Consider the following 23,269-nt stretch of genomic DNA (forward strand, 5'->3'; position numbering starts at 1 on the left):
CCACCCTGTGTCTGCCCCCACACCGGTCAGACGTCGAACTCCCCGTCCCTGGTCTCCGGCAGAGCCAGCACACACACCAGGCTGATCAGGCACATCCCGCCCGCGTAGAGACCGAGCACCAGCGGTGACGCCCAGTGGCTGTTCAGCCAGGTGGCGACCAGCGGAGCGAAACCGCCGCCGAGGGTGTTGGCGAGGATGAACGTCGCGGACGCGCCGGTGTAGCGCAGGCGGGCGGGGAACAGCTCCGGCAGAAACGCCGCGATCGGTGCGAACATCAACGAGAACAGGGCCAGGCCGACCGTGAACGCGCCCGCGATGACGAGCCCGTCACGGGTGTTCAGCGCCGCGAACATGGGCAGCGCCCACACGACGCACCCGATCGCGCCCGCGAGGATCACCGGCCGTCTGCCCACCCGGTCGGCCAGCCGGGCGGCTGGCACGGTGACGGCGGCCGCGGCGACGGCCCCCGCGCTCGCGGCGGCCAGCATGGTGCTCTGGGAGATGCCGAGGGCTTTCGGCCCGTACGAGATGCTGTAGACGATCGTCAGGTAGTAGACCGACGAGCCGCCGATGCCCGCGCCGATCCCGAGCAGCAGCCGGCCCGGGTGTTCCCTGAGCAGAGCGCCGAGCGGAAACCGGGGCGCGGCACCCGTGGTGCGTCCCCGCTCCGCGAACACCGGGGACTCGGTGACCCTCGTACGTACCCACAGCCCCATGACGATCAGTACGGCGCTCAGCAGGAAGGGCACGCGCCAGGCCCCGGCGGCGAAGCCGTCCCGGCCGGCGATCGAGAGGGTCGGCAGAATCACGGCGCTGGACAGCAGGAAGCCGAGCAGCGGGCCCACCTGGGGTATCGAGGCGTACATCGCCCGGCGCCCCGGGGGCGCGTGCTCGGCGGCCAGCAGGACCGCGCCGCCCCACTCGCCGCCCATACTGACGCCCTGCAGCAGGCGGAGCGCCACCAGCAGGACGGGGGCGAGAAGGCCGGCGGTCTCGTACGTCGGAAGCAGCCCGACCCCCACCGTCGCCACGCCCATCAGGAGGAGTGAGATGACCAGTGCCCGTTTGCGGCCCAGTCGGTCGCCGATCGTGCCGAACAGCACCACGCCCACGGGGCGGGCCAGGAACGCGGCGGTGAAGGTGAGGAAGGCGGCGAGGGTCTGGAGCGTGGTGTTGCCTGCCGGAAAGAAGGCCGGGCCGAGGACGAGTGCGGCGGTGGTGCCGTACACGGCGAAGTCGTAGTACTCGACCGTGGTTCCGATGAGGCTCGCGACGGCGACCCGTGACACCGTGCGCTTGTCACCGCTCCGGTCGCTCGGGGCGGTGTCGGGGGGTGCGAGCGGTCTGACGCTTTCGGACATGAGCGGCTCACTTCTGCTGGGACTGCGGCCTCGGATGCCGGTGATCCGCACCACAGTGGGGACTTGGTGCCAGCAAGGTGCGGCCTGGCCGAAACCCGCGCACGCGGATGTGCCGTTCTGCGGCACGCGGGAGGCGGCCGCGCCGTGGGCACTCCGTCGAAGTGCCGACCGTGGCCGGGGTCCGCTGCTCTCTGACCTGTGCCTAGAGTGGTGCTGTGTCTTCAGGTAATGGTGTGGTGGCGCGTAATGTGCGCTTTCTCAGAGAGCAGCGTGGTCTGTCTTTGGCTGAGTTGGCCCGACAGGCGGGGCTGGCGAAACAGACGCTGTCGAATCTGGAGCAGGGGACGGGTAATCCCACGGTGGACACCTTGTTCTCGATCGCGGCGGCGCTGGGTGTGCCGGTCACCAGGCTGGTGGCGGAACGCGAACAGGTGATGACCGTGCAGCGGGGCGACGAGGTCGTCTGGGAGCGGCACGAGGGCTATGAGTCCCGGGCGTTGGACCACATCTACGGGTCCGGTGTCATCGAGAACTACGTGGTGCGGATCGGTGAGGACGCGGGGGCGCCGTGTGATGCGCATCCGGTGGGGACGCTGGAACACCTGTATGTGATCAGCGGGCGGGTACGCGTCGGTCCCGCCGACGGGCCGGTGGAGCTGTCGGCCGGTGACTTCGTGCGCTACCCGGGCGACCGGCCGCACGTGTACGAGTCGTTGGACGGCGAGAGCCTGGTGCACATCGTGGTCAGTGTGCCCCGGGTGCAGCCCGGCACCAGCGGCACGACCGTCGTCCGTACCCACGGCGGCGGCCGCCACTGAGCGACTGCCCCGCCGCGGCGGGTGCCGTCCGACGGGCGGGGTCAGGCCCCGGACAGCGCGCCGATCCCGGCCGGTACCGCCTGCCGCGCCCTCGCCGAGGAGACTGCCCGGCTCGCCTCGTACGCCACGCGGCGCAGCGCCGGGGCGAAGCGGGCGGGGTCGAAGCGGCGGTCCGCGCCCGCGATGGAGAGGGCCGCCACGGGGCGACCGGCGGGCCCCATGATCGGTACGGCGACGCAGGTGAGGCCGAGGACGGCTTCCTGGCGGTCGTAGGCGATGCCGTCCTGGCGGATGCGGCGCAGATCGGCCCGGAAGCTGCAGGGGTCGGCGAGGGTGTACTCGGTGCGCGCGGTCAGCCCGGCCTCGATGGCGGCCTCGGCGGCGTCGTGGTCGAACGCCAGGAGGGCTTTGCCGACCCCCGTGCAGTAGGCGGGCAGACGGGCGCCGATCCGGGAGGGCGAGCGGGCCGCCCGGTGACCGTGGAGCTTGTTGACGTAGACGATGTTCGTGCCGTGGAGCACGGCGAGATGGACGGTCTCGCGGGTCAGCTCGTACAGATCCGCCAGGTGGGGCAGCAACCGCTCCTGAAGCAGTGGAGTGGTGGGGCCGTAGGCGCGGCTGCCGATGTCGATGAGCTGAGCGCCCAACCGGTAGTCGCTGCCGACCCGCTCGACGAGGTCGTTGCGCTGCAGGATGCCCAGCAGCCGGAAGGTCGTCGACTTGCTCATCCGGGTGCGGCGGGCCAGCTCGCTCACGCCGATCTCGCCGTCCATCTCGGCGAGGGACTTCAGCAGGGTGAGCGCCTTGTCGACCGCGGTCCGCTGTTCCGGTGCGGTGTCCGGTGCGGGTGCGTTGTGGTGCGGGAGGGGGGAGTGGAGTGGCATGGGGGGCTCCCGGTGAGCGGTCACGACGATCCGGCGTTCCATTAAAATGGACGCACGTCCAATCTAGGGGACCGTTTCCGGCTTGTAAACGGGTGGGAAGCCCGCGCGCACGATGCGGCTGAATCGAATCCCCGCGCTGTTCCACATCCCGGCACGGTGGCTGGGCAGGGCGTCGCCGGCCGACGTCTGCTGTGCCCATGGAGCGACACCGTGAGCCGTCCGTCGACGTCGGCGCCTACTTCGACCTCGACCGGGGCCTGATCGACCGGACGATCTTCGGCGATGCCGGCCTGTACCGGCAGGAGCTGCGCCGTGTGTTCGCGCCGAGCTGGCTGTTCCTCGCGCACGAGAGCCAGTTCGCGAAGCCGGGCGACTTCTTCACCACGTACATGGGTGAGGATCCGGTCATCGTCACGATGGGCCGGGACCGGAAGCTGCGGGCCTTCCTCAACGCCTGCCGCCACCGGGGCATGCGGGTCTGCCGCGCCGACGCGGGCGCCACGAAGGCGTTCACGTGCAGCTATCACGGCTGGGCGTACGACACCTCCGGCAAGCTGATCAACGTACCCAACGGCGAGGACTACCCCGCCCACTTCGAGCAGGAGAAGTGGGGACTGATCGAGGTCGCGCAGCTCGACACGTACAAGGGGCTCGTCTTCGCGACCTGGAACCCCGAGGCGCCGCCGCTGGTCGAGGCGCTGGGCGGCCTCGCCTGGTATCTGGACGCCATGCTCGACCGCGACCCGGAAGGCACCGAGGTCGTCGGCGGGGTGCACAAGTGGGTGCTGGAGGGCAACTGGAAGCTCGCCGCCGAGCAGTTCGCCTCCGACTGGTACCACGTCAACATCTCGCACGCCTCGGCGCTGATGGTCATGTCGCCGACGGGCAAGGGGCCCAAGACCGAGATCGTGCAGACACCGGGACGGCAGTACACCGATCCGCTCGGCCACGGACACGGCTTCCCCACCCACCCCAAGAGCCGCTTCGACGACCGGGTCGTGCACGACTGGTACGACTACGACGCGCTGCGCGAGCGTCTCGGTGACGCCCGCGTCGAGGGCCCGATGACCACCGGCCACGGCACGGTCTTCCCGAACTTCTCCTATCTGCCGGTCAACGGCTCCATCCGTGTCTGGCATCCCAAGGGCCCGGACCGGATGGAGGTGTGGGCCTGGACGCTCGTCGACAGGTCGATGCCGGACGAGGTCAAGGACGCCCAGCGGATCTACAACCTGCGCACGTTCGGACCGACGGGCATCTTCGAGCAGGACGACGGCGAGAACTGGTCGGAGGTCCAGGCCACCGCCCACGGCTTCGTGTCCGGCTCCATGACCCTCAACTACCAGATGGGCCTGGGACTCGAGACGCAGGACGGTATCCATCCCGGTACCACCGGCCATCTCTACAGCGACGGCGCCGCCCGCGGCTTCTACACCCGCTGGCGCGACCTGATGAACACACCCGCCTGGCACGAGAACGTCACGGAGAAGGACACCCCATGAGCACGACCAGCACCGGTATCCGCGTCGCCGAGGTGGGCGACATCGAGGACGGCGAGGCGCTGAAGGTACCCGCCGAGAGCACCGGCCACGGTGACGCCATCGCCGTCTTCCACGACAACGGCGCCTACTACGCCCTCGACGACACCTGCTCCCACGGCCAGGCATCCCTCTCCGAAGGCTGGATCGAGAACGGCGAGGTCGAGTGCCCGCTGCACAGCGCCCGCTTCTGCCTCAAGTCCGGCGAACCGCAGTGCATGCCCGCCACCGTCGCCGCCCGCACCCACCGGGTCGAGGTCCGCGACGACGCCGTCTGGCTGCACCCCGGCCAGGGGGCCACCGCATGAACCACCCGCGGCGCATCGCCGTCGTCGGCGCGGGCCTGGCCGCCGTCTCGACCTGCGACGCACTGCGCGCCCAGGGCTACGACGGCGAACTGGTGCTGTACTCCGCCGAGCGCGGACTGCCGTACGACCGGCCCCCGCTGAGCAAGGACGTCCTGCTCGGCAAGGCCCGACGCGAGGACGTCCTGCTGCGCCCGGAGCAGTGGTACGAGGAGCGGCGCGTCGACCTGCGCGAGGGCACCCCGGTCCGGGCGATCCGCAGGGACGCGGGTGGCCTGGAGCCGGCCGACGGGTCGGTCGTGAACGCCGACCGGATCGTGCTGGCCACCGGCGGCACCCCGCGTCCACTCCCCGTGCCCGGCGGCGACGACCCGGCCGTACACCCGTTGCGCACCTGGGAGGACGCCGAGCGGCTGCGCGAACGTCTGCTGCCCGGCGCGCGGGTGGCCGTGGTCGGGGCCGGGCTGATCGGCGCCGAGACCGCGGCCGTCGCCCACGCCCTGGGCTGCCGGGTCACCCTGATCGACCCGGTGGCCGTGCCGCTGGCCGCGGTGGTCGGTGAGGACATCGCGGGCGCGCTGCACGCTCGGCACACCGACGAGGGCATCGAGGTGATCACGGCCGGTGTCGAGCGCGTCGAGCGCGGGTCGGCGGGGGTTCTGCTGCACCTGGTCGGGCACGGCCGGGTCGTCGCCGCCGACACGGTGGTCGTCGGCATCGGCATCCGGCCGGCCACGGAGTTGGCGGAGGCGGCGGGGCTGACGGTCGACAACGGGATCGTCGTCCACGCCGGTGGGCGCACCTCCCACCCGAACGTCTTCGCCGTCGGCGACGTCGCCCGGCGGGAAGGCCATCGCGTACGGCACGAGCACTGGGAGGCCGCCCAGCGGGACGGCGAGGCCGCCGCGTTCGGCATTCTGGGGCTGCCGGTGCCGGAGCACGGCGCGCCGTGGTTCTGGTCGGATCGCCATGGCTCGCGGCTGGAGGCGGTCGGCACGATGGCTCTGGCCGAGCGGACCGTGGTGCGGGGCGACCCCGGCAGCGGAGCCTTCACGGTCTTCGGGCTGCGCGCGGACCAGGTGGTCGCCGCAGCCGCCATCGACCGGGCTCGGGACGCGAAGGCCGCGCGGCGGCTCGTCGACCGCGGCATCGTCGTCGACGCGGGGCGGCTGGCCGATGAGGGCGCGGATCTGCGTGCGCTGCTCCGCTGAAGGTGTTGCCGGGGCCGCGCCCCGGACGGCCGGATCAGGGGCTGCCACGTGATGTCGGTTGTCTGCCGCGGGCTGTCTGTGGCCGGTCGCGCGGTTCCTCACGCCCCTTCACGGCGCCACCTTGCCGTGCCGTCCACCGGCACACCCGCTCCCCAAACCACCCCCTCCGCGCTGGAATGACCCCCGAGCGCGGACCGCAGGAGGACCCACCCCATGAGCATCCACCCCCCGGAGTCGACGACTCCCTCGGCCGTCTCGTACGACGACATCCGGCTGCACTTCGAGGTGCAGCGCCTGTACGCCGTCGAGGCGCGGCTGCTCGACGAGCACCGGTACGCGGACTGGCTGGAGTTGTTCGCCGACGATCTGCACTACTGGGCGCCGGTGCGCACGAACCGGCTGCGCCGTCAGCAGGCCCTGGCGGACGGGTCGCCCGGCGAGGTGGCGATCTTCGACGAGACCAAGGCGAGTCTGGCCTGGCGGATCCGTCGCTTCGACTCGGGCATGGCCTGGGCCGAGGATCCGCCCTCAAGGACCCGGCACCTGATCACCAACGTCCTGGTCAGGGCGGCCGACGAGCCCGGCGAGTACATCGCGGAGTCGGCGTTCCTCTGCTACCGCAACCGGCTGGAGCGCGAGGTCGACATCTACGCCGGCGGTCGCACGGACACCCTGCGCCGTACCGGGGACGGCGGCCTGCTGATCGCCCGCCGCACGATCCTGCTCGACCAGAACGTCCTGCTCGCCAAGAACATCAGCACCTTCCTGTGATGACCGACGGAGACCCACGTGAGCACTGCACAGACTGAAGAGCCGAAGCTCGTCGAGCACACCGTGCACACGACGCTCGGGACCGTCGCGGTCAGCGAGGCCGGCGAGGGGCCGGTGCTGGTGATGCTGCACGGCGGTGGCCCCGGCGCGAGCGCCGTGGCCAACTACCGCCAGAACCTGGCCGCCCTCACCCCGCACTTCCGGGTCGTCCTGCCCGACCAGCCGGGATTCGGCGGCAGTTACCGGCCCACCGAGGCGGACCTCGACGCCCGCGGCATCACCGAGATCACGGTCGACGCCCTGCTGCAGACCCTGGACGCGCTCGGCGTCGACCGCTTCCACCTGCTGGGCAACAGCCTCGGCGGTGCCGCCGCCATCGCGACCGCGCTCGCCGCCCCCGAGCGGGTCGAGAAGCTGGTGCTGATGGCGCCGGGCGGCGGCTGGCTGCCGTTCGGGCCGACCCCGACCGAGGGCCAGAAGGCCATGTTCCGCTACTACAACGGCGAAGGCCCGACCGTGAAGAAGATGCGGGACTTCATCCGTGTCATGACGGCCGAGCCGAAGCGCTGGGAGGACACGGTCCAGGCCCGCTACGAGGCCTCCCTCGACGAGTCCCACATCGCCTTCTACCACGCCTACAACGCGGCCTTCGCCAAGCGCCACGGCATGGACCCGCTCTGGCAGCGCGTCCACCGGATCAAGGCACCCACCCTTCTCCTCTGGGGCCGCGACGACCGCACCATCACCCTCGACGGGGCCCAGCTGATGCTCAAGCAGATCCGCGACGTCCAGCTGCATGTCTTCGGCGGCTGCGGCCACTGGGTGCAGTTGGAGCGGCAGGCCGAGTTCGAGCGCCTGGTCACCGACTTCCTCGGAGCCCGGTGATGGGCGGCTGGCTGGAGGGCGACGTCGCCCTGATCACCGGCGGCGGCTCCGGCATCGGCCGCGCGGTCGCCCTGCGGTATCTGGCCGAGGGCGCGCGGGTCGCCGTACTGGACCGGGACACGGGGCGGCCGGGCGACCTCCCGGACGGCGTGCTGACCGTCACCGGGGACGTGCGCTCCCCCGAGGACCTGCACCGGGCCGTCGAGACCACCGTGGAGCGCTTCGGCAAACTCGACATCCTCGTCCCGAACGCCGGAATCTGGGACTACCACCGCAGCGTCACCCGGCTGACCGGCGAGGAGCTGTCCGACGCGTTCGACGAACTGTTCGGCATCAACGTCAAGGGCTATCTCCTGGCCGTGGAGGCCGCCTGGCGCGAGCTGGCCGCCACACGCGGGAGCATCGTCATGACCCTGTCCAACGCCTCCTTCCACACCGACGGCGGCGGCTCTCTCTACACCGCCAGCAAACACGCCTGCCTCGGACTGCTCCGCCAGCTCGCCTACGAACTGGCACCCAAGATCCGCGTCAACGGCGTCGCCACCGGCGGCATGCGCACCCAGCTGAGCGGCCCCGAGAGCCTCGGCCTGCACCACCGCACCCTGGCCGCCTCCTTCGCCAGGAACGAGGCCTCCGGCGAGGCACAGCCGCCCCTCATCCCCTTGTACGACTCCAGCGTCGAGCCGGAGGATTTCACCGGCCCCTATGTCCTGCTCGCCTCCCGCGCCAACAGCGCCACCGTCACCGGAGCCGTCATCCCGGCCGACGGAGGCATCGCCGTACGAGGCTTCCGTACCGCCGCCGGCGGCACCGGTCTGTAGAAATCCTCCGTTTCCCGTACGCCGGCCGTCACACATCGAGTACGACAGTCATCGAGCATCCGTACGACAGCCACCGAGCACGACAGCCATTGAAGGAGCCGCCGCCATGGCCGCCGTCGACATCAGCCCCGCAGTCGCCCTGCACCGCAGAGCCAAGTACCCGACGCCCACCGCCCTCGTCTACGAAGGGCAGGAGTTCTCCGCCGCCGACCTCAGCCGCACCGCGGTCGAGCTGGCCGCCGGGCTCGCCGAGCAGGGGCTGCGCCGCGGCGACCGCATCGCCTACCTCGGCTTCAACAGCGCGGTCTTCCTGCACACCCTGTTCGCCGCCGCGCATCTCGGCGCCGTCTTCGTCCCGGTCAACTTCCGCCTGGCCGCCGACGAGGTACGCCACATCCTCACGGACAGCGGTGCCCACACCCTCGTCGTGGAGGAGGGCCACCGTGAACTCGTGGAGTCGATCCTCGGCGAGGTACCCGCCCGTCGCCACCTCCTCGTCGACACCGACCCCGCCTGCCCGGCCGCCGCCACGGCTGCCTCGGACGTCTGGACGCCGCTGTCGCGGCTGCTCGGCCCCGGGCGGCCCACCCGCGAACCGGTGCCGCTGCACGACGACGACCTCGGCGCCCTGATGTACACCTCCGGCACCACCGGCCGCCCCAAAGGCGTCATGCTCACGCACGGCAATCTGTGGTGGAACGCCGTCAACGTCGACAGCATGGTCGACACCCGCTCCGACGACGTGAACCTGGCCGCCGCCCCCCTCTTCCACATCGGCGGCCTCAACGCCCTCACCCTGCGCACCCTGCTGCGCGGCGGCACGGTCGTCCTGCGGCGCGGCTTCGACCCCGCCCAGTGCCTCGACGACCTCGTCCGGTACCGGGTGAACGGTCTCTTCGCCGTCCCCGCCATGTTCGCCGCCCTCGCCCGTGTGCCCGGCTTCGCCGACGCCGATCTGAGCGCCCTGCGCTCCGCCGTCGTCGCGGGAGCGCCCGTGCCTCCGCAGCTGATCAAGGACTACGCCGAGTGCGGGATCCTGCTCCAGCAGGCGTGGGGGCTCACCGAGACGGCCCCCTTCGCCACCTATCTGCCCGCCGGGCTGACCCAGGAGAAGGCGGGTTCGGCCGGCGCCCCGATGCCGTACACCGAGATCTGTCTCACCCACCCCGGCACCGGAGCCAGGATCGACGAGGCGGACACACGCGGCGAGATCTGCGTCCGCGGCCCCAACGTCACCCCCGGCTACTGGAACAACCCCGAGGCCACCGCCGCCGCCTTCGACGACGCAGGCTGGTTCCACACCGGTGACGTCGCCCACCGCGACAAGGACGGCTTCTACTACATCGTCGACCGGCTCAAGGACATGATCATCAGCGGTGGCGAGAACATCTACCCCGCCGAGGTGGAGCGGGTCCTCGCCGCCTGCCCCGGCGTCCTGGAGGCAGCCGTCATCGGCGTCCCCGACCCCAAGTGGGGCGAGACCGTCCAGGCCGTCCTCACCTGCGCCTCCGGAACGGTCCTGACACTGGAGGACGTACGGGAGTTCGCCGGCCGGCACCTCGCCCGCTACAAGCTCCCCACCCGACTCCTGCTCGTCGACCAACTGCCCCGCAACGCCAGCGGCAAGCTCGCCAAGGCCGAACTGCGCCGCATGGCCGAGGCCGCGCCCGCCACCGACACCGTGTGAGCCCCGCCGTGATCACCGCTCTCGACCTGCCGCTGCCGCCCGGCCTCCGGCTGTACCGCGTGCGGGACCACCCCCTGCGGGCCTGTTATCCGTACGGCGCGCACGACCTCGCCGTACGCCTGGTACGGCAGGACCTCGCCGAGGCCGGCCGGCTGCTGCGCGACCTCGTCCCGGCGCTGTTCGCCGCCGATCCGCGCTGCCGCCGCGTGGTCGCCGCACCGGCCGAGGACGACATCGCCGCCCAGGCTGCCTTCGAGGCGGGCGGCTTCCGCCGGGTCGCGGAGGCGGACCTGCCGGACGGCAGCGTGGTCCTGTACACGGTGGAACCCCCCGAGATCGCCGAACTACCCACAGCCCTGGACGACATGCCCCACTGATCCCGCTTCCCGCCACGACGGCCGACGGCACAGGCAGCAGACCTGGCCGTCGGCCCCGGCGTTTTCACAGGTCGCCCGTGCTGTACAGCGGCACGACCAGTGGAGCCCGGCCCCGGTCACCGGTCACCGTAACCCTCGTGCTTGCCGCTATCGCCATCTCCCAGAGCGCCACCGATCCCCTGTCCGGGCTCGTCCTGCGCGACGTACCGAAACCCGAACCCGAGCCCGGCTGGTCCCGGGTGCGTGTCATGGCCTCCTCGCTGAACATGCACGACCTGTGGACCCTGCGGGGCGTCGGCCATCCGCCCGAGCGGCTCCCGATCATCCTCGGCTGCGACGCCGCCGGATACGACGAGGACGGCAACGAGGTCATCGTCCACCCGGTGCTGGGCGACCCGGACGCCGGCCGCGGCGACGAGACGCTGGACCCGAACCGGGCGCTGCTGTCCGAACGGCACGACGGTTCGTTCGCCGAGTGGCTGACCGTCCCCACCCGCAACCTGGTGCCCAAGCCCGCGTGGCTGTCGTTCGACGAGGCCGCCTGTCTGCCGGTCGCCTGGACCACCGCCTACCGCATGCTGTTCACCCAGGCCAGGATCACCGCGGGCGACCGGGTCCTCGTCCAGGGCGCGGGCGGCGGTGTCGCCTCCGCCGCGATTCGGCTCGCGGTGGCCGCGGGCGCCGTCGTCTACGCCACCAGCCGCAGCGAGGACAAGCGCGCCGAAGCCCTCGGCTGGGGCGCCAGGGCCGCCGTACCCACCGGGGAGCGGCTGCCCGAGAAGGTCGACGTGGTGATCGAGACGGTGGGAGAGGCCACCTGGTCGCACTCCCTGAAGTCACTCCGTCCCGGCGGCACCGTCGTGATCGCCGGCGCCACCAGCGGCACCAACCCGCCCGCCGACCTGGGCCGCGTCTTCTACCTCCAGCAGCGCATCCTCGGCTCCACCGGCGGTACCCGCGCCGAACTGGTCGCGATGCTCCGCATGCTCGACGCGACCGGCACCCGCCCGGTGATCGACCGGACCCTGCCGCTCACGGACATCCACAAGGGATTCCAGCTCATGATCGACGGCGGGCTGACCGGAAAGCTCGTCATCCATCCGTCGGACTCCCGCCCGCAGAAGTAAGGAACGCCCATGCCCGCAGCAGCCGTCGGGTTGTCCCACTCGCCCCTCATCGGCAAGAACGACCCGGAGCCCGAGGTCCTGGCCCGCGTCGACGAGGCCGTCGAGACCGCGAAGACCTTCATCCGGGCCTTCGACCCGGACCTGGTCGTGCTCTACGCACCCGACCACTACAACGGCTTCTTCTACAAGGAGATGCCCCCGTTCTGCCTGGCCACCGAGGCCCACGCGGTGGGCGACTTCGGCACGGCCGCCGGCCCGCTGTCCGTCGACACCGCCGCCGCCAAGGCCCTGGCCCAGGGCGTGCTCGACCGCGGTATCGACCTCACCGTCTCCGCCCGCATGACCGTCGACCACGGCTTCGCCCAGCCCCTCGAAGTCCTCTTCGGCGGCATCGACCGAGTCCCGGTCGTGCCCGTCTTCGTCAACGGGGTGGCCACCCCGCTCGGCCCGGTCAGCCGGATCAGGGCCCTGGGCACGGCGATCGGTGAGGCCGCCGCCGCACTCGACCGCCGCGTGCTGTTCCTCGCCTCCGGCGGCCTCTCGCACGACCCGCCGGTCCCGGTGCTGGACGGAGCGCCGCCCCGCGTCGCCGACGCGCTCATCGAGGGCCGGCCGCCGACCCCCGAGCAGCGCGCGAAGGGCGAGCAGCGGGTCGTCCAGGCGGGCCGCGACTACGCCGCCGGATCGACCGCGATGATCCCGATCAACCCCGCCTGGGACAACCGCCTCCTCGACCACCTCGAACGCGGTGAGCTGGCGGAGTTCGACTCCTGGACCGTGGACGGCATGGCCGAGGAGGCGGGCGGCTCCGCCCACGAGGTCCGGGCGTGGATCGCCGCTTTCGCGTCCCTCGCCGCGACCGGCCCGTACGACATGACCTCCCGCTTCTACGAGGCCATCCCCGCGTGGATCGCCGGGTTCGCCGTGGCCACCGCGGAAGGGCGGTGACCGGCATGGCGTATCCGCCGGCCGACACGGACGCGGTGGCCAGGGCGGCCGCCCGCCTCGCTGCCGCCCTGGACGAGGGACGGCCCGTCCCACCCGTACGGGACCTGCTCGGCGAACACGATGTCGCCGCCGCCTACGCCGTACAGCGGGAACTCACCCGTCGCAGGCTGGCGGCCGGCGCGGTCGTCGTCGGCCGTAAGATCGGCCTGACCTCACCGGCCGTACAACGTCAACTCGGCGTGGACCAGCCCGACTTCGGTGTGCTGTTCGCCGACATGGACGTCTCGGGCCTGCCCGAGGTGCCGTCCGGGCGGCTGCTCCAGCCCAAGGCCGAGGCGGAGATCGCCTTCGTGCTGAGGGAGGACCTGGCCGACGGCGATCTGGACCCGGTACGGATCCGGGCGGCCGTGGACCACGCGGTCGCCGCGCTGGAGATCGTCGACAGCCGTGTCGCCGACTGGGACATCCGCCTCACCGACACGGTCGCGGACAACGCCTCCAGCGGACTGTTCGTACTCGCCGAACGCCGGCTCACCCTCGACGAGTTCGAGCCCCGCGAGGCCACCATGCGGCTGTACGCGGACGACGTGCTCGTCTCCGAGGGCAACGGCGCCGCCTGCCTCGGTGACCCGCTGAACGCGCTGGCCTGGCTGGCCCGCACGGCAAGGGAGTTCGGCGAGCCGCTGCGCGCGGGCCAGGTCGTCCTGTCCGGCGCGCTCGGCCCCATGGTCCCCGCCCCGCCCGGCACCCGCGTGCGCGCCGAGATCAGTTCGCTCGGTGAGGTCACCGCCGCCTTCTCCGAAAAGGGCGACACGTGACGAAGACCGAGGTCGTCGTCATCGGGTCCCACGTGGCGACACGGCTGCGGCCTGCTCGCCCTCCGGGACACGGCCGACGACCTGGTCGGCCGTGTCCGTGACCGCCCTGTTCAGGTCGACCACGAGACGCTCACCCTCGGCTGCGGAGGCGAGCGCTCCTCCTTCCTCCGCCACTCCGGGCGAGGCGGCCTCGGCGAGCTGAACCGCAGCCCCGGCGGCACGGACGGCCCGCCGGGCGCGGTCCGCCCGGCCGGCCTCATGCCTTACGGATGGACAGGACCTGGATGTCGGTGTGCTCCAGCACGCCTTCCAGGCCGTTCTCGACGCCGATGCCGGAGGCCTTGTGGCCGCCGAAGGGCAGGTCGGGGGTCGGGATCGCCTCCTGGTTGATCCAGACGGTGCCGACCTCGATCCGCGCCGCCAGTTCCTCGGCCGCCGCGATGTCGCGGCTCCAGACGGTGCCGGCGAGCCCGTACTCGGAGTCGTTGGCGCGGCGGACGACGTCGTCGACGTCCCGGAACCGCAGCAGGGGGACGACCGGGCCGAACGGCTCCTGGGTGACGATCGCCGCGTCGTCGGCGGGGTCGTCCACCACGGTCGGGTGCACGAAGTAGCCGGGGCCGTCCGGGATCGCGCCCTCGACCAGCAGCCTGGCGCCGGAGCCGATGGTCGCCTTGATCAGGCCGACGACCTTCTCGTACTGCGCGCGGTTCTGGAGGGGGCCCAGCTGGACGCCGTCCTCCATGCCGTTGCCGACCTTGACGGACCGTGCGAGCTCGGCGAATCGCTCCGCGAACGCGTCGTAGACGTCCTCGTGCACATAGACCCGCTTGGCGGCGATGCAGAGCTGGCCGCTGTTGACGAAGCAGGTCCAGAAGACCCGCCTGGCGACCTCGTCCACGTCCACGTCGGGCAGCACGATCGCGGCGTCGTTGCCGCCCAGCTCCAGGGTGACGCGGGAGAGGTTGCGGGCGGCGGAGGCCATGACCTTGCGGCCGGTCGCGCTGGAGCCGACGAAGGCGATCTTGCGGATGCCCGGGTGCCCGGTGAGTCTCGGGCCGAGACTGTCACCACCGCTGATGATGTTGACGACGCCGGCGGGTACGACATCGGCCAGCAGCTCGCCGACACGCAGCGTGGTGAGCGGTGTGTACGGCGAGGGCTTGACCACGATGGTGTTGCCGGCGAGCAGCGCCGGGCCGATCTTCTTGGCGGCCAGGACGACCGGGTAGTTCCACGGCACGATGCCGGCGACGACGCCGAGCGGTACGCGGCGCACCCGGACGCGGTGGGTCCCGGTCTCGGTGATCTCGTCGTCGGGGTACTCCATGGCGGCGTGCGCGTCGAGCCAGTCGGCGAAGGTCGTGATCTCGATGCGCGCGTCGGCCAGCGGTTTGCCCTGCTCGGTGGTGAGCAGTACGGCCAGTTCCCCGGTGTGCTCGCGGACGGTCGACGCGCAGGCGGCCAGCACGGCGCGGCGCTCGTCCACAGGTGTGGCGCGCCAGGTGACGAAGGCCCGTCGCGCGGCTGAGACGGCGGCGTCCAGCTGGGCGTCGCCGGCGTCGGGGACGTGGCCGACGATCTCCTCGGTGGCGGGATTCAGCACGCTCAGCAGGCCGCCTTCGGCGCCGACGAGGCGGCCGCCGATGAGCATGCGATGGGTGGGTTCGGGGTGGATCACCGACGTCACTTCCCTGGTCAGCGGATACAGGCCTTCGTGCGCATCAGGAACGATTCGAGGTAGTCGTCGTGCGGGATGCCGGGGGGAAGCCAGTACGTCGGGTGGTCGCCGAGGTAGACGTTGGCGATGCTGGGCTCGTCGATGAGCCGGTCCACGAGCGTCTCGTCGTCGGTGACGGCGGTGAGCACCACGGTGTCCTTGAGCGGCTCGACCCCGGCCTCCGGGCTCCACGGCGCCACCCACACACAGGGAAAGCGCTGCTCGACACGGGTCTGTGGGGCATCGGGGCGGGATACCTGGTGCACGGCGGGGCGCAGCACCGCGGTGCCGTCCCCGAGGTCGTCGACGATCCCGTCGCCGCCCAGCCAGGGGGTGGTGCCGGCGGCCTTGGCCAGCAGGTACTGCTCGATCCGGCGGGCCTCCTCGATCGGCTTCACGGGCAGCACCGCCTTGGGGTCCTGCGGCGGCAGGCTGGGGAGTACGGAGAGCCGCTCGGCGATCGCCTGTGCCACCGGTGCCGGGTCGCCCTCGACGAACACCGCGGTGGTGTTGATGCACGCGGCTCCGCCGTGAGCGCTGACCGAGGAGACGATGGTGTCCAGGTAGGACGTCCAGTCGGCGTCCTTGGTGACGAGGAACTTCGACCGCCCCGGCCCCTGCGGCAGCACCGTCGCCATCGAGGAGTACTTGCGCACCACCTCGTCGTCGCCGTACACCATCGCCCGGTCCGCGCCCCGCACGACCTCGTCGGCGGTGGCGTGGTCGGTCGGCAGCAGGGCGACCTGGTCGGCGCCGAAACCGGCGTCGCGCAGGGCGGTGATCCACCGGTGGGAGCTGAACGGTTCGCGGCTCGACGGCCGCACCGCCACCCGGTAGCCGAGGGCGAGGGACTGCAGCCACAGGGTGTGGGCGCTCGGCGTGTTGCCGGGGGCGTGGACGGCGAACACGTTTCCGCGACGGGCCCACACGCCGCCGCCGTTGCGGGTGCGCGGGTCGCGCCAGTCGTTGACCGCCCCGGTGGGCCGGGCCTCCTGGGAGCTGAGGTAGGCGAGATCCGTGTACTGCACGGTGTATTCGAGGGCCATCTCGGTCGTGATCCAGGGCAGGCCCGACACCCGGCACACCGCGTGCTGGTACTCCGTGACGGACAGTCCACCGACGGTTTCGGTGGCGAAGGCCTTGCCCGCCCTGGCGATGGCGTCCAGGCGCTGTTCCAGCGGCAGCGGGTCGGCCTTGCGCAGCGCCGACATGGTCCTGGCGACGAAGAGCGGGGGGACCAGGCTCAGTTCGGCGAACGGCGCGCCGTAGATGTCCTTGACGGTCTGGATGTTCTTCGACCGGTACGCGCCGCCGGGGCCCAGTGCGTCGAGTCGGACGAGGTCGCTCATCACGCTCATCAGTAGACTCCCTCGATCACGGCTTCGCCGTCGAAGACCTGGACCGGGGTCACATCCGCCAGGGAGTCGCCCACCTGTCCTCGCGGCCCCGGCACACGGGTGGCCTCGTCGCGGTCGAGGTTGTTGGGCAGCAGGAAGCTCCGGCTGACGTGGTTGACCACCACCCGGCCGCGGGCGCCGTGTTCGACCTGTTTCCCGCTGTCGGGGTCGACGACCCGGAAGGTGATGAACGGTGCCGGCGGATCGAAGACGCACTCCCCGGCGTCCTCGGTGACCCGCTGTCCGCAGCTGTGCAGCATCATCGTGCTGCCGAAGAACCCGATGAGCGGGAGGCCGGGAAAGACCTCGCTGCCGAGCACGTCACGGGTGCCGGCGTCCATGTGCGCGCCGGCCCAGATGATCGCCCTGGCCTTGTCCCGCACCAGGTCGGTCAACTCGTCGTCGACGGCGAGGCGTTCGAGTACCGGTGGCGTGATGGCGAGGACGCCCACGTCCTGGCTGCGTAACACGTGCCGGGCCTGTTCGAGCAGATGGTCGGCGTAGGCGCGGGCGTCCTCGGTGCGGCCGGAGGAGATGAGTCGTTTGACCCAGCGCGGGTCCATGTCGATCGAGAACGCGTGGCCACCGCGATCCTTGGCGAGCCGCGCATACGCGTAGCCGCCCATGTGCGGACCGGTGGGAAACATCATCAGCCAGTTCGCGCCCCTCGGCGCGCCGTGCGCGTCCAGGGTCGAGTCGAGCCATTCCTGCGACTTGCGGAACCAGTCCCGCAGGAGGACCACGCGCTTGGGCTGGCCGGTCGTGCCACCGCTCTCGAAGATCCCGCAGATCTCCGGCTTGTCGCCGTAACCGCGCGGAACGAGGTCCTCGACGCGTACGTCGCGCAGCTCGTCGCACACGTTGGGGAACAACGCCAGATCATCGACCCCCCGGACATCGGTCAGCGGGTCGAAATCGAGTGTCTTCGCCCGCGCCAGCCAGAACGGCGACCCTGTCCTCGGGTCGAAGTGCCATCGCATCGCCGCCCTGATGAACTCGCCCGGGTCATGGCCGTCTCCGATCGGCCTGTCGAGAACGGTGTCGATATCGTCGATCATGACGCCTCCGGTGTCTCGCCCCTCGTGCGGGCCACGCTCGGTGCGGTCATTCCAGCGGGGAGGGGGTGACGCGGGAAGGACGCGTGCCGCAGGGCGGCACATGGAGACTTCCGCCGGTGACCGGAGCACTACAGTCCCCGCTCAGTCCTCCTACCGTGTGTCCTGGATCACTGAGCATCCGGGCCTGGCCGGAAGCGAGCCGCTCCATGTCCGAGATCACCAGCGATACCGAACGGGTCGGCGCCACCGCGACGAGCACGCCCGCCGCCGCACGGAAATCCTCCGCGTCGCGGGTCGCCGTCGCGAGCCTCGTCGGCACGATCATCGAGTACTACGACTTCGCCGTGTACGGTACGGCCGCCGCCCTCGTCCTCGGCCCGGCCTTCTTCCCCTCCGGCAACGCCACGCTGTCCACGCTGGCCGCCTTCCTCACCGTCGCCGCCGCGTTCGTGGCCCGACCGGTCGGCGTGGTGGTGTTCGGGAGCATCGGCGACCGGCTCGGCCGCAAGCGTGCCCTCTTCCTCTCCCTGGTCCTGATGGGCCTGTCCACGGTCGGCGTCGGACTGCTGCCCACCTACGAGACCGCGGGCCTCGTCGCCCCCGTGCTCCTGATCGTCCTGCGCCTGCTGCAGGGCGTGAGCATGGGCGGTGAGTGGGGCGGAGCCGTGCTGCTGGCCGCGGAGCACGCGCCTCCCGGCCGCCGCGCGTTGTACGCGTCGATCCCGCAGGCCGGCCCGGCACTCGGCTTCCTGCTGTCCAGCGCCGTGATCCTGCCGACGCTGGCGATCGTGGGCAAGGACGGCTTCGCCGAATGGGCCTGGCGTGTCCCGTTCCTGCTGAGCACCGCCCTGATCGCCGTCGGCCTCTGGGTCCGGTCCCGGGTCGCCGAGTCCCCCGTGTTCGACGAGCGGTCCACCGGCGACCCCGCCCGCTTCCCGCTCGGCGTCCTGATCAGGGAGTACCCCGGCAAGCTGCTCCTCGGCACGGGCGCGGCGATCGGCGGTTCCGCGATCTACTACCTGACGACCGTCTACAGCCTCTCCTACGGGCCGACTGCCCTCGGCATCCCGCAGCCCACGATGCTGACCGCCGCGAGCATCGCCGCCGCGGCCGACGCGGCCGTCACCGTGCCGGTGGCGATCATGGCCGACCGGGTCGGCAGACGCCCGGTGATGCTGGCCGGCGCGGCGGGGTGCGCCCTGTGGGCCCTGCCCATGTTCGGCTCCCTGCAGACCGGCAACGCCATACTGATCACCGGGGCCTTCACCATCGGGCTCGTGCTGTTCGTCATGATGTTCGCGCCCATGGCCGCGTTCCTGCCGGAGCTGTTCCCGGCCCGGCTGCGCTACACCGGAGCCTCGGCGACCTTCATCCTCGCCGTCACCCTCGGCGGTGGCTTCGCCCCGCTGGTCGCCACCTGGCTGACCTCGCACTGGCAGTCGCCGTTCGTCCTCGGCCTCTACGCCGGCGTGCTGTGCCTGGTCAGCCTGGGCTGTGTCCTGGCCCTGCCCGAGACCCGCGACAAGGACTTCAGCGTGTGACGCAGCTCGGTCAAACCAATTCGGGTCGTGGTTCCAGTTGCCGTAGCGGTGCGGCCTTCGGGTCCCAGAGTCTGGTGGTCCGTATGTAGCCGTAGACCACCGAGGCCATCGCCAGAAGGAGAAGTGGTCCGAACATCCACGGGTGTTCGGCCATCTCCACCGGCAGATAGCGATAGGACGTCAGGAGCGCGGCGAAGACCGCTGTGCCATAGGCGACCAGCTGGATTCCCGACCGGTCCCAGCCACGCTGGAGCGAGCGCAGCGCCGCCTCGATCGTGACGGCGAACACCACGCCGGCGATGAGGTCCACACCGTAGTGGTAGCCGAATCCCAGCGTCGCGGTGAGCGTGGCGATCAGCCAGAACGTGCCCGCGAATCGCAGAGCCCGTGGGCCGTTGCGGGAATGGATGAAGATCGCGGTGGCCCACGCCGTGTGCAGACTGGGCATGCAGTTGCGCGGGGTGATGTCGTCGAACGACATCGGGTGCGGGGTGGTGACCGGTAGCGGCGCGTCCGGCCACAGGAGAGCCGCGGCCCACTGCTCGCCGCCGGTGCCGAACGCGCCGGTGCCGTAGGCGAGGATCGGTCCGACCACCGGGTAGATCATGTAGATGCCCGGCCCGAGGAGGCCGATGACCAGAAAAGTGCGGACCAGATGGTGGCTCGGGAAGCGGCGCTCGACCGCCACGGTACGCAGCTGGTAGAGCGCGACGGCGACCGCGGCCACCGCGAGTTGCCCGTAGACGAGGTCGAGGAGAAGTTCGCCGAACGGGCCCGTGGCCCTGACCAGCCGGCCCATCAGCCACGACGGGTTGCCCAGCGCGTGATCGGCGGTCGCCATGTACGGGTCGAGCACCGCCGGGCGGGTCTTCGCCGTGATCAGCAGCCAGGTGTCACCGGTCTTGCGGCCGGCCACCAGCAGCAGGCCCAGCCCGACGCCCTTCAGCAGCAGGACACGTTCCGGGCCGGTGCGGCGCGTGAGGGCGATGACCGCGTAGCCCAGCATGACCCACAACGCGCCGTTGCCGAAGGTCATCTTGGCGTCGAGAGCCCATCGCGCCAGAAAGAAGGGGATGTCGACGGCGATCGCGACACCGGCGGCGATGAACCGCTCCCGCCAGGAGAGCACCACCATCATCAACGCCATTCCGGCATACAACAGCGGCCCCGACGCGGGGGGAAATATCAGCTCTTGCACCTGGTTGGTGATCGGCCCAGGCAGGCCGTAGCGGCGCGCGGAAATCTCCAGCGCGATGAGGAATCCGAGGCCCGCCACACCCCCCGTGGTCCACAGGATCGCCCGTGGCTGACGCCATAGGGCGAACGCCGGTCTGCCTTTTATTCGCGAAAACACCCGCGATGCCATGGATATCAATTGTCGTCAGGCCGATTTGTCAGTTGTCGGTCAAGTCATGAGTTCGATCGGTCATGTTATCGGAGCGGTGCAAGTGGGTTTCGACGGCGCCGGCGGGGCCGCGCACCGGCATCAAGTAGGAGTGCCTGCGCCCGCGCCTGGTTCCATGGCCTATTGCGACCTTCCACGGCTCAGCTCCCGCACAGCCTCCGCACAGCCCCCGGAGCGAAGATCAGGACATGACTGGTACCTCTGCGGGCCGGCAGGGCACGGTTCGTGTGCTGATCGTCGATGACGAGCCCGAGCTCACCGAGTTGTTGTCCGCGGCCGTCACCGAAGCGGGATGGCGGCCCTTCGCGGCGCCGGACGGGCCAGCGCCCTGAGGCTCGCGCGTGGCTGCGCCCCGCACATCGTCGTACTCGACGGGATGCTGCCCGATGTGGACGGGGTGCAGGTACTGCGCCGGCTCAGACGCGAGAACGCGCGGCTGCCCGTACTGATGCTCACCGCCCGGGACGCGCTGGAACACCGCGACTCGGCGAGGGGCGGCCGTCGCGGTCCGCCGAGGTCAACCTGGCGACACTGGTCGCCGAGGCCGTGTGGGACGCGCAGGCCGCGGGCGGCGACCACGACTGGCAGCTCGCACTGCGCCTCGACATCCCCGCCTCGGTCGTCGGCGAGGCGTCCCGGCTCCACCAGGTGGTGGCCAACCTCCTGGCCAACGCGCGGGTCCACACCCCCAAGGGCACGAAGATCACCGTCGTCGTGGAGGCCACGGACACCCATGGCGTCATCAGGGTCCGCGACAACGGGCCCGGCATCCCCCCGGTCCTCCTCCCCTCGGTCTTCGAACGCTTCACCCGCACCGACGCCTCCCGCTCCCGCGCCCCCGGCGCGGAGGGCGGCGCCGGCCTGGGCCTGGCCATCGCCGCGGCCATCACCGAGGCGCACGGCGGCCGCATCGACGTCGAGAGCGAGCCGGGGCGCACGGAGTTCACGGTCACGCTTCCCGTCGTCGACCGGCCCCGCTGAACCGATCGACACCGCTGTCCACGAACTCTCAGCAGCTCCACAGAGACACAGGTCAGACCCGCTCCGAGGGCGCGTCCGCGCGCCGATCTCGGCGGACGTATCGCCTCCGGTTCAGTTCGGCCTCAGTTGGCTCCCCCACTGTGGTGGTCCTGCGGCCGTCCGCTCCGGACGGCCCCATGACGAAGGGAGCCAGCGACGATGACCGAGCTCGACGGCGGGGAACCGGCGGCCCGGGAGCCACAGACCGCGAGGAGCCTCCGTGCTCACGCGAACCGCCGCGACTTCATGCGCAAGGTCTTCTTCGCCAGTGGCGCCACGGCCGTCGTGACCATGGGCGGCGCGGGCGCCTGGGCGGCGACGGCCGACGACACCACGGGCACGGCCGACGCGACGGCGAGCCCCGCCCCCAGCGGAGCCCCCAGTGGCGGCCCGGGCGGCGGCACCGGCGGCCCCGGAAACCAGTCGATCACCGAGGACTTCTTCGACCTCACCACCGACGGCAAGCGCGTCGACGACCTGTTCACGATCCACTCCACCGGTGTCTCCACCGCACCCGTCAGCACCGCCGCGAAGGCCTTCCTCGCCGGACTCACCGACGCCCAGCGGACCTCGACGCAGTTCACCGTGCACTCCACCGAGTGGCGGCTGTGGAGCAACATCGACTCCTACGACCGCCAGGGCGTCTCCCTCGCCGACCTGAGCGACGACCAGAAGGCCCTCGGCACGGCCCTGCTGAAGGCCGCACTGAGCGCCGACGGCCTGGAGACCACCGAGAAGATCCGCCGGATCAACCAGGCAGCCGGCGAGGCGATCGACAACACCGGCGCCTTCAACGAGGACGCCTTCTACTGGACCGTGATGGGCACGCCCTCGGCCGACGAGCCCTGGGGCTTCCAGTTCGACGGCCACCACCTGGTCGTCAACTACTTCGTCCTCGGCGACCAGGTCGTCATGAGCCCCTGCTTCTGGGGGTCCGAGCCGACCTCCATGGAGATCGACGGCGAGACGGTCACGGTCTGCCACGAAGAGGTCGTCGCGAGCCTCGCCTTCATCAACTCCCTCACCGAGGCACAGCAGCAGGTCGCCATCGCCTCCTCGACCAAGTCGAACGAGTCGAACGAGTCGAACGAGTCGATGAAGGCGGGCGCGTTCTCCGACAACACGGTCCAGGCGTACGAGGGGCTGCGCGGCAACGCCCTCACCGCCGCCCAGAAGAAGAAGCTCCTCGGCATCGTCCAGGCGTTCGTCGGCCGGGCGAAGGCGGACGCGGCCGAGGTGCGCATGGCGGAGGTCCGCAAGCACATCGCCGACACGTACGTCACCTGGGCCGGTGGCACCGGGGACGAGGACGCCTTCTACGTGCGTGTGCACAGCCCCGTCGTCTGGGTCGAGGTCGACTGTCCGTCCCCGGGGCCGCTCGCGGGCGCGTACGGGGCGAGCCAGGGCGGCTCACCCACCCAGAAGCACGTCCACTCCGTCATCCGCACCCCCAACGGCAACGACTACGGAAAGGAGCTCATCAGGCAGCACTATCTGACCTCGCCGCATCACCGATGAGCCGGTCACAGGTGGGGTCCCTGGACGGGAGAGGGCCGTTGGCACGGTGGCGTACGGCG

Annotated in this window: 20 protein-coding genes and 2 pseudogenes; 16 read left to right on the top strand and 6 right to left on the bottom strand. The window is 71.1% G+C overall.

The features are described 5' to 3' along the window. Positions 1-26 precede the first annotated feature (26 nt). Positions 27-1,361 (bottom strand): MFS transporter, encoded by a 1,335-nt coding sequence (locus tag SGFS_RS15555; protein ID WP_286250817.1) that lies wholly within the window; start codon positions 1,359-1,361, stop codon positions 27-29. 248 nt (positions 1,362-1,609) lie between these two features. On the opposite strand from SGFS_RS15555, the gene SGFS_RS15560 reads away from it, so the two are divergent. After that, positions 1,610-2,179, top strand: coding sequence for a helix-turn-helix domain-containing protein (locus SGFS_RS15560; RefSeq protein ID WP_286250818.1), 570 nt, complete (start codon positions 1,610-1,612; stop codon positions 2,177-2,179). Positions 2,180-2,220: 41 nt separating this feature from the next. Here the strand turns inward: SGFS_RS15560 and SGFS_RS15565 are convergent, their stop codons facing one another. Continuing rightward, positions 2,221-3,063, bottom strand: a complete 843-nt coding sequence (locus tag SGFS_RS15565) for an IclR family transcriptional regulator (protein WP_286250819.1) — start codon at positions 3,061-3,063, stop codon at positions 2,221-2,223. A gap of 197 nt (positions 3,064-3,260) precedes the next feature. On the opposite strand from SGFS_RS15565, the gene SGFS_RS15570 reads away from it, so the two are divergent. From SGFS_RS15570 to SGFS_RS15620, 11 genes are all read left to right on the top strand, one after another. Next, on the top strand, positions 3,261-4,565 hold the full coding sequence (locus SGFS_RS15570; RefSeq protein WP_286250820.1) for an aromatic ring-hydroxylating dioxygenase subunit alpha: 1,305 nt from the start codon (positions 3,261-3,263) through the stop codon (positions 4,563-4,565). Then, positions 4,562-4,909: a bifunctional 3-phenylpropionate/cinnamic acid dioxygenase ferredoxin subunit gene (locus tag SGFS_RS15575; RefSeq protein ID WP_286250821.1), complete on the top strand. Its 348-nt coding sequence runs from the start codon at positions 4,562-4,564 to the stop codon at positions 4,907-4,909. Before SGFS_RS15570 ends, SGFS_RS15575 begins: the two co-directional genes overlap by 4 nt. Then, complete coding sequence (locus tag SGFS_RS15580) at positions 4,906-6,117, top strand: NAD(P)/FAD-dependent oxidoreductase (RefSeq protein WP_286250822.1); 1,212 nt, start codon at positions 4,906-4,908, stop codon at positions 6,115-6,117. The genes SGFS_RS15575 and SGFS_RS15580 overlap by 4 nt, the downstream gene beginning before the upstream one ends. A gap of 213 nt (positions 6,118-6,330) precedes the next feature. Then, entirely contained in the window at positions 6,331-6,888 is a 558-nt protein-coding gene (locus SGFS_RS15585) for a 3-phenylpropionate/cinnamic acid dioxygenase subunit beta (RefSeq protein ID WP_286250823.1), read from the top strand. An 18-nt stretch (positions 6,889-6,906) separates the two neighbouring features. Next, positions 6,907-7,773 (top strand): alpha/beta fold hydrolase, encoded by an 867-nt coding sequence (locus SGFS_RS15590; RefSeq protein ID WP_286250824.1) that lies wholly within the window; start codon positions 6,907-6,909, stop codon positions 7,771-7,773. Then, on the top strand, positions 7,773-8,594 hold the full coding sequence (gene hcaB, locus SGFS_RS15595) for a 3-(cis-5,6-dihydroxycyclohexa-1,3-dien-1-yl)propanoate dehydrogenase (RefSeq protein ID WP_286250825.1): 822 nt from the start codon (positions 7,773-7,775) through the stop codon (positions 8,592-8,594). Before SGFS_RS15590 ends, hcaB begins: the two co-directional genes overlap by 1 nt. 106 nt (positions 8,595-8,700) lie before the next feature. After that, positions 8,701-10,281, top strand: coding sequence for an acyl-CoA synthetase (locus SGFS_RS15600; protein ID WP_286250826.1), 1,581 nt, complete (start codon positions 8,701-8,703; stop codon positions 10,279-10,281). Continuing rightward, entirely contained in the window at positions 10,278-10,658 is a 381-nt protein-coding gene (locus tag SGFS_RS15605) for a GNAT family N-acetyltransferase (protein WP_286250827.1), read from the top strand. The genes SGFS_RS15600 and SGFS_RS15605 overlap by 4 nt, the downstream gene beginning before the upstream one ends. Before the next feature lie 137 nt (positions 10,659-10,795). Then, complete coding sequence (locus tag SGFS_RS15610; protein ID WP_286250828.1) at positions 10,796-11,785, top strand: zinc-binding dehydrogenase; 990 nt, start codon at positions 10,796-10,798, stop codon at positions 11,783-11,785. A 9-nt stretch (positions 11,786-11,794) separates the two neighbouring features. Beyond that, entirely contained in the window at positions 11,795-12,733 is a 939-nt protein-coding gene (locus tag SGFS_RS15615; protein WP_286250829.1) for a 3-carboxyethylcatechol 2,3-dioxygenase, read from the top strand. A 5-nt stretch (positions 12,734-12,738) separates the two neighbouring features. Continuing rightward, positions 12,739-13,551, top strand: coding sequence for a 2-keto-4-pentenoate hydratase (locus SGFS_RS15620; protein WP_286250830.1), 813 nt, complete (start codon positions 12,739-12,741; stop codon positions 13,549-13,551). A gap of 256 nt (positions 13,552-13,807) precedes the next feature. On the opposite strand, the gene SGFS_RS15630 is transcribed toward SGFS_RS15620, so the two are convergent. Genes SGFS_RS15630 through SGFS_RS15640 form a run of 3 tightly spaced genes read right to left on the bottom strand, consistent with a single transcriptional unit; the run spans position 13,808 to position 17,726 of the window. Then, complete coding sequence (locus SGFS_RS15630) at positions 13,808-15,232, bottom strand: aldehyde dehydrogenase family protein (protein ID WP_286250831.1); 1,425 nt, start codon at positions 15,230-15,232, stop codon at positions 13,808-13,810. Between the two features lie 17 nt (positions 15,233-15,249). After that, a complete protein-coding gene (locus SGFS_RS15635; RefSeq protein WP_286250832.1) occupies positions 15,250-16,629 on the bottom strand; it encodes an aldehyde dehydrogenase family protein in 1,380 nt (459 codons plus the stop codon). After that, positions 16,629-17,726 carry an acyl-CoA synthetase family protein gene (locus SGFS_RS15640; RefSeq protein ID WP_286250833.1) on the bottom strand — a complete coding sequence of 366 codons (1,098 nt, stop codon included), beginning with the start codon at positions 17,724-17,726 and terminating at the stop codon, positions 16,629-16,631. The genes SGFS_RS15635 and SGFS_RS15640 overlap by 1 nt, the downstream gene beginning before the upstream one ends. A 206-nt stretch (positions 17,727-17,932) precedes the next feature. Here SGFS_RS15640 and SGFS_RS15645 point away from each other — a divergent pair, with 206 nt between their 5' ends. After that, entirely contained in the window at positions 17,933-19,267 is a 1,335-nt protein-coding gene (locus tag SGFS_RS15645) for an MFS transporter (RefSeq protein WP_286250834.1), read from the top strand. A gap of 10 nt (positions 19,268-19,277) precedes the next feature. On the opposite strand, the gene SGFS_RS15650 is transcribed toward SGFS_RS15645, so the two are convergent. Beyond that, a complete protein-coding gene (locus tag SGFS_RS15650; RefSeq protein ID WP_286250835.1) occupies positions 19,278-20,633 on the bottom strand; it encodes a phosphatase PAP2 family protein in 1,356 nt (451 codons plus the stop codon). Positions 20,634-20,860: 227 nt separating this feature from the next. On the opposite strand from SGFS_RS15650, the pseudogene SGFS_RS15655 reads away from it, so the two are divergent. From SGFS_RS15655 to SGFS_RS15665, 3 genes and pseudogenes are all read left to right on the top strand, one after another. After that, positions 20,861-21,153, top strand: a pseudogene (locus SGFS_RS15655) (response regulator); the annotation flags it as partial. Next, a pseudogene (locus SGFS_RS15660) lies at positions 21,153-21,855 on the top strand (sensor histidine kinase); the annotation flags it as partial. The pseudogenes SGFS_RS15655 and SGFS_RS15660, both read left to right, overlap by 1 nt. Then, the gene (locus tag SGFS_RS15665) at positions 21,852-23,210 is read left to right on the top strand and encodes a DUF3500 domain-containing protein (RefSeq protein ID WP_286250836.1); all 1,359 of its coding nucleotides are present in this window, start codon (positions 21,852-21,854) and stop codon (positions 23,208-23,210) included. The pseudogene SGFS_RS15660 and the gene SGFS_RS15665, both read left to right, overlap by 4 nt. The last annotated feature ends 59 nt before the right edge of the window (positions 23,211-23,269 follow it).

The organism is Streptomyces graminofaciens (genome assembly GCF_030294945.1).
In the GTDB taxonomy this organism is placed as follows: Bacteria; Actinomycetota; Actinomycetes; order Streptomycetales; family Streptomycetaceae; genus Streptomyces; species Streptomyces graminofaciens.

Bases quoted from the DNA above. Each gene is read 5' to 3' on its own strand.
- SGFS_RS15555 (WP_286250817.1), bottom strand. From the start codon at position 1,361: ATGTCCGAAAGCGTCAGACCGCTCGCACCCCCCGACACCGCCCCGAGC.
- SGFS_RS15565 (WP_286250819.1), bottom strand. From the start codon at position 3,063: ATGCCACTCCACTCCCCCCTCCCGCACCACAACGCACCCGCACCGGAC.
- SGFS_RS15570 (WP_286250820.1), top strand. From the start codon at position 3,261: ATGGAGCGACACCGTGAGCCGTCCGTCGACGTCGGCGCCTACTTCGAC.
- SGFS_RS15575 (WP_286250821.1), top strand. From the start codon at position 4,562: ATGAGCACGACCAGCACCGGTATCCGCGTCGCCGAGGTGGGCGACATC.
- SGFS_RS15580 (WP_286250822.1), top strand. From the start codon at position 4,906: ATGAACCACCCGCGGCGCATCGCCGTCGTCGGCGCGGGCCTGGCCGCC.
- SGFS_RS15585 (WP_286250823.1), top strand. From the start codon at position 6,331: ATGAGCATCCACCCCCCGGAGTCGACGACTCCCTCGGCCGTCTCGTAC.
- hcaB (WP_286250825.1), top strand. From the start codon at position 7,773: ATGGGCGGCTGGCTGGAGGGCGACGTCGCCCTGATCACCGGCGGCGGC.
- SGFS_RS15600 (WP_286250826.1), top strand. From the start codon at position 8,701: ATGGCCGCCGTCGACATCAGCCCCGCAGTCGCCCTGCACCGCAGAGCC.
- SGFS_RS15615 (WP_286250829.1), top strand. From the start codon at position 11,795: ATGCCCGCAGCAGCCGTCGGGTTGTCCCACTCGCCCCTCATCGGCAAG.
- SGFS_RS15620 (WP_286250830.1), top strand. From the start codon at position 12,739: ATGGCGTATCCGCCGGCCGACACGGACGCGGTGGCCAGGGCGGCCGCC.
- SGFS_RS15635 (WP_286250832.1), bottom strand. From the start codon at position 16,629: ATGAGCGTGATGAGCGACCTCGTCCGACTCGACGCACTGGGCCCCGGC.
- SGFS_RS15640 (WP_286250833.1), bottom strand. From the start codon at position 17,726: ATGATCGACGATATCGACACCGTTCTCGACAGGCCGATCGGAGACGGC.
- SGFS_RS15645 (WP_286250834.1), top strand. From the start codon at position 17,933: ATGTCCGAGATCACCAGCGATACCGAACGGGTCGGCGCCACCGCGACG.
- SGFS_RS15650 (WP_286250835.1), bottom strand. From the start codon at position 20,633: ATGGCATCGCGGGTGTTTTCGCGAATAAAAGGCAGACCGGCGTTCGCC.
- SGFS_RS15665 (WP_286250836.1), top strand. From the start codon at position 21,852: ATGACCGAGCTCGACGGCGGGGAACCGGCGGCCCGGGAGCCACAGACC.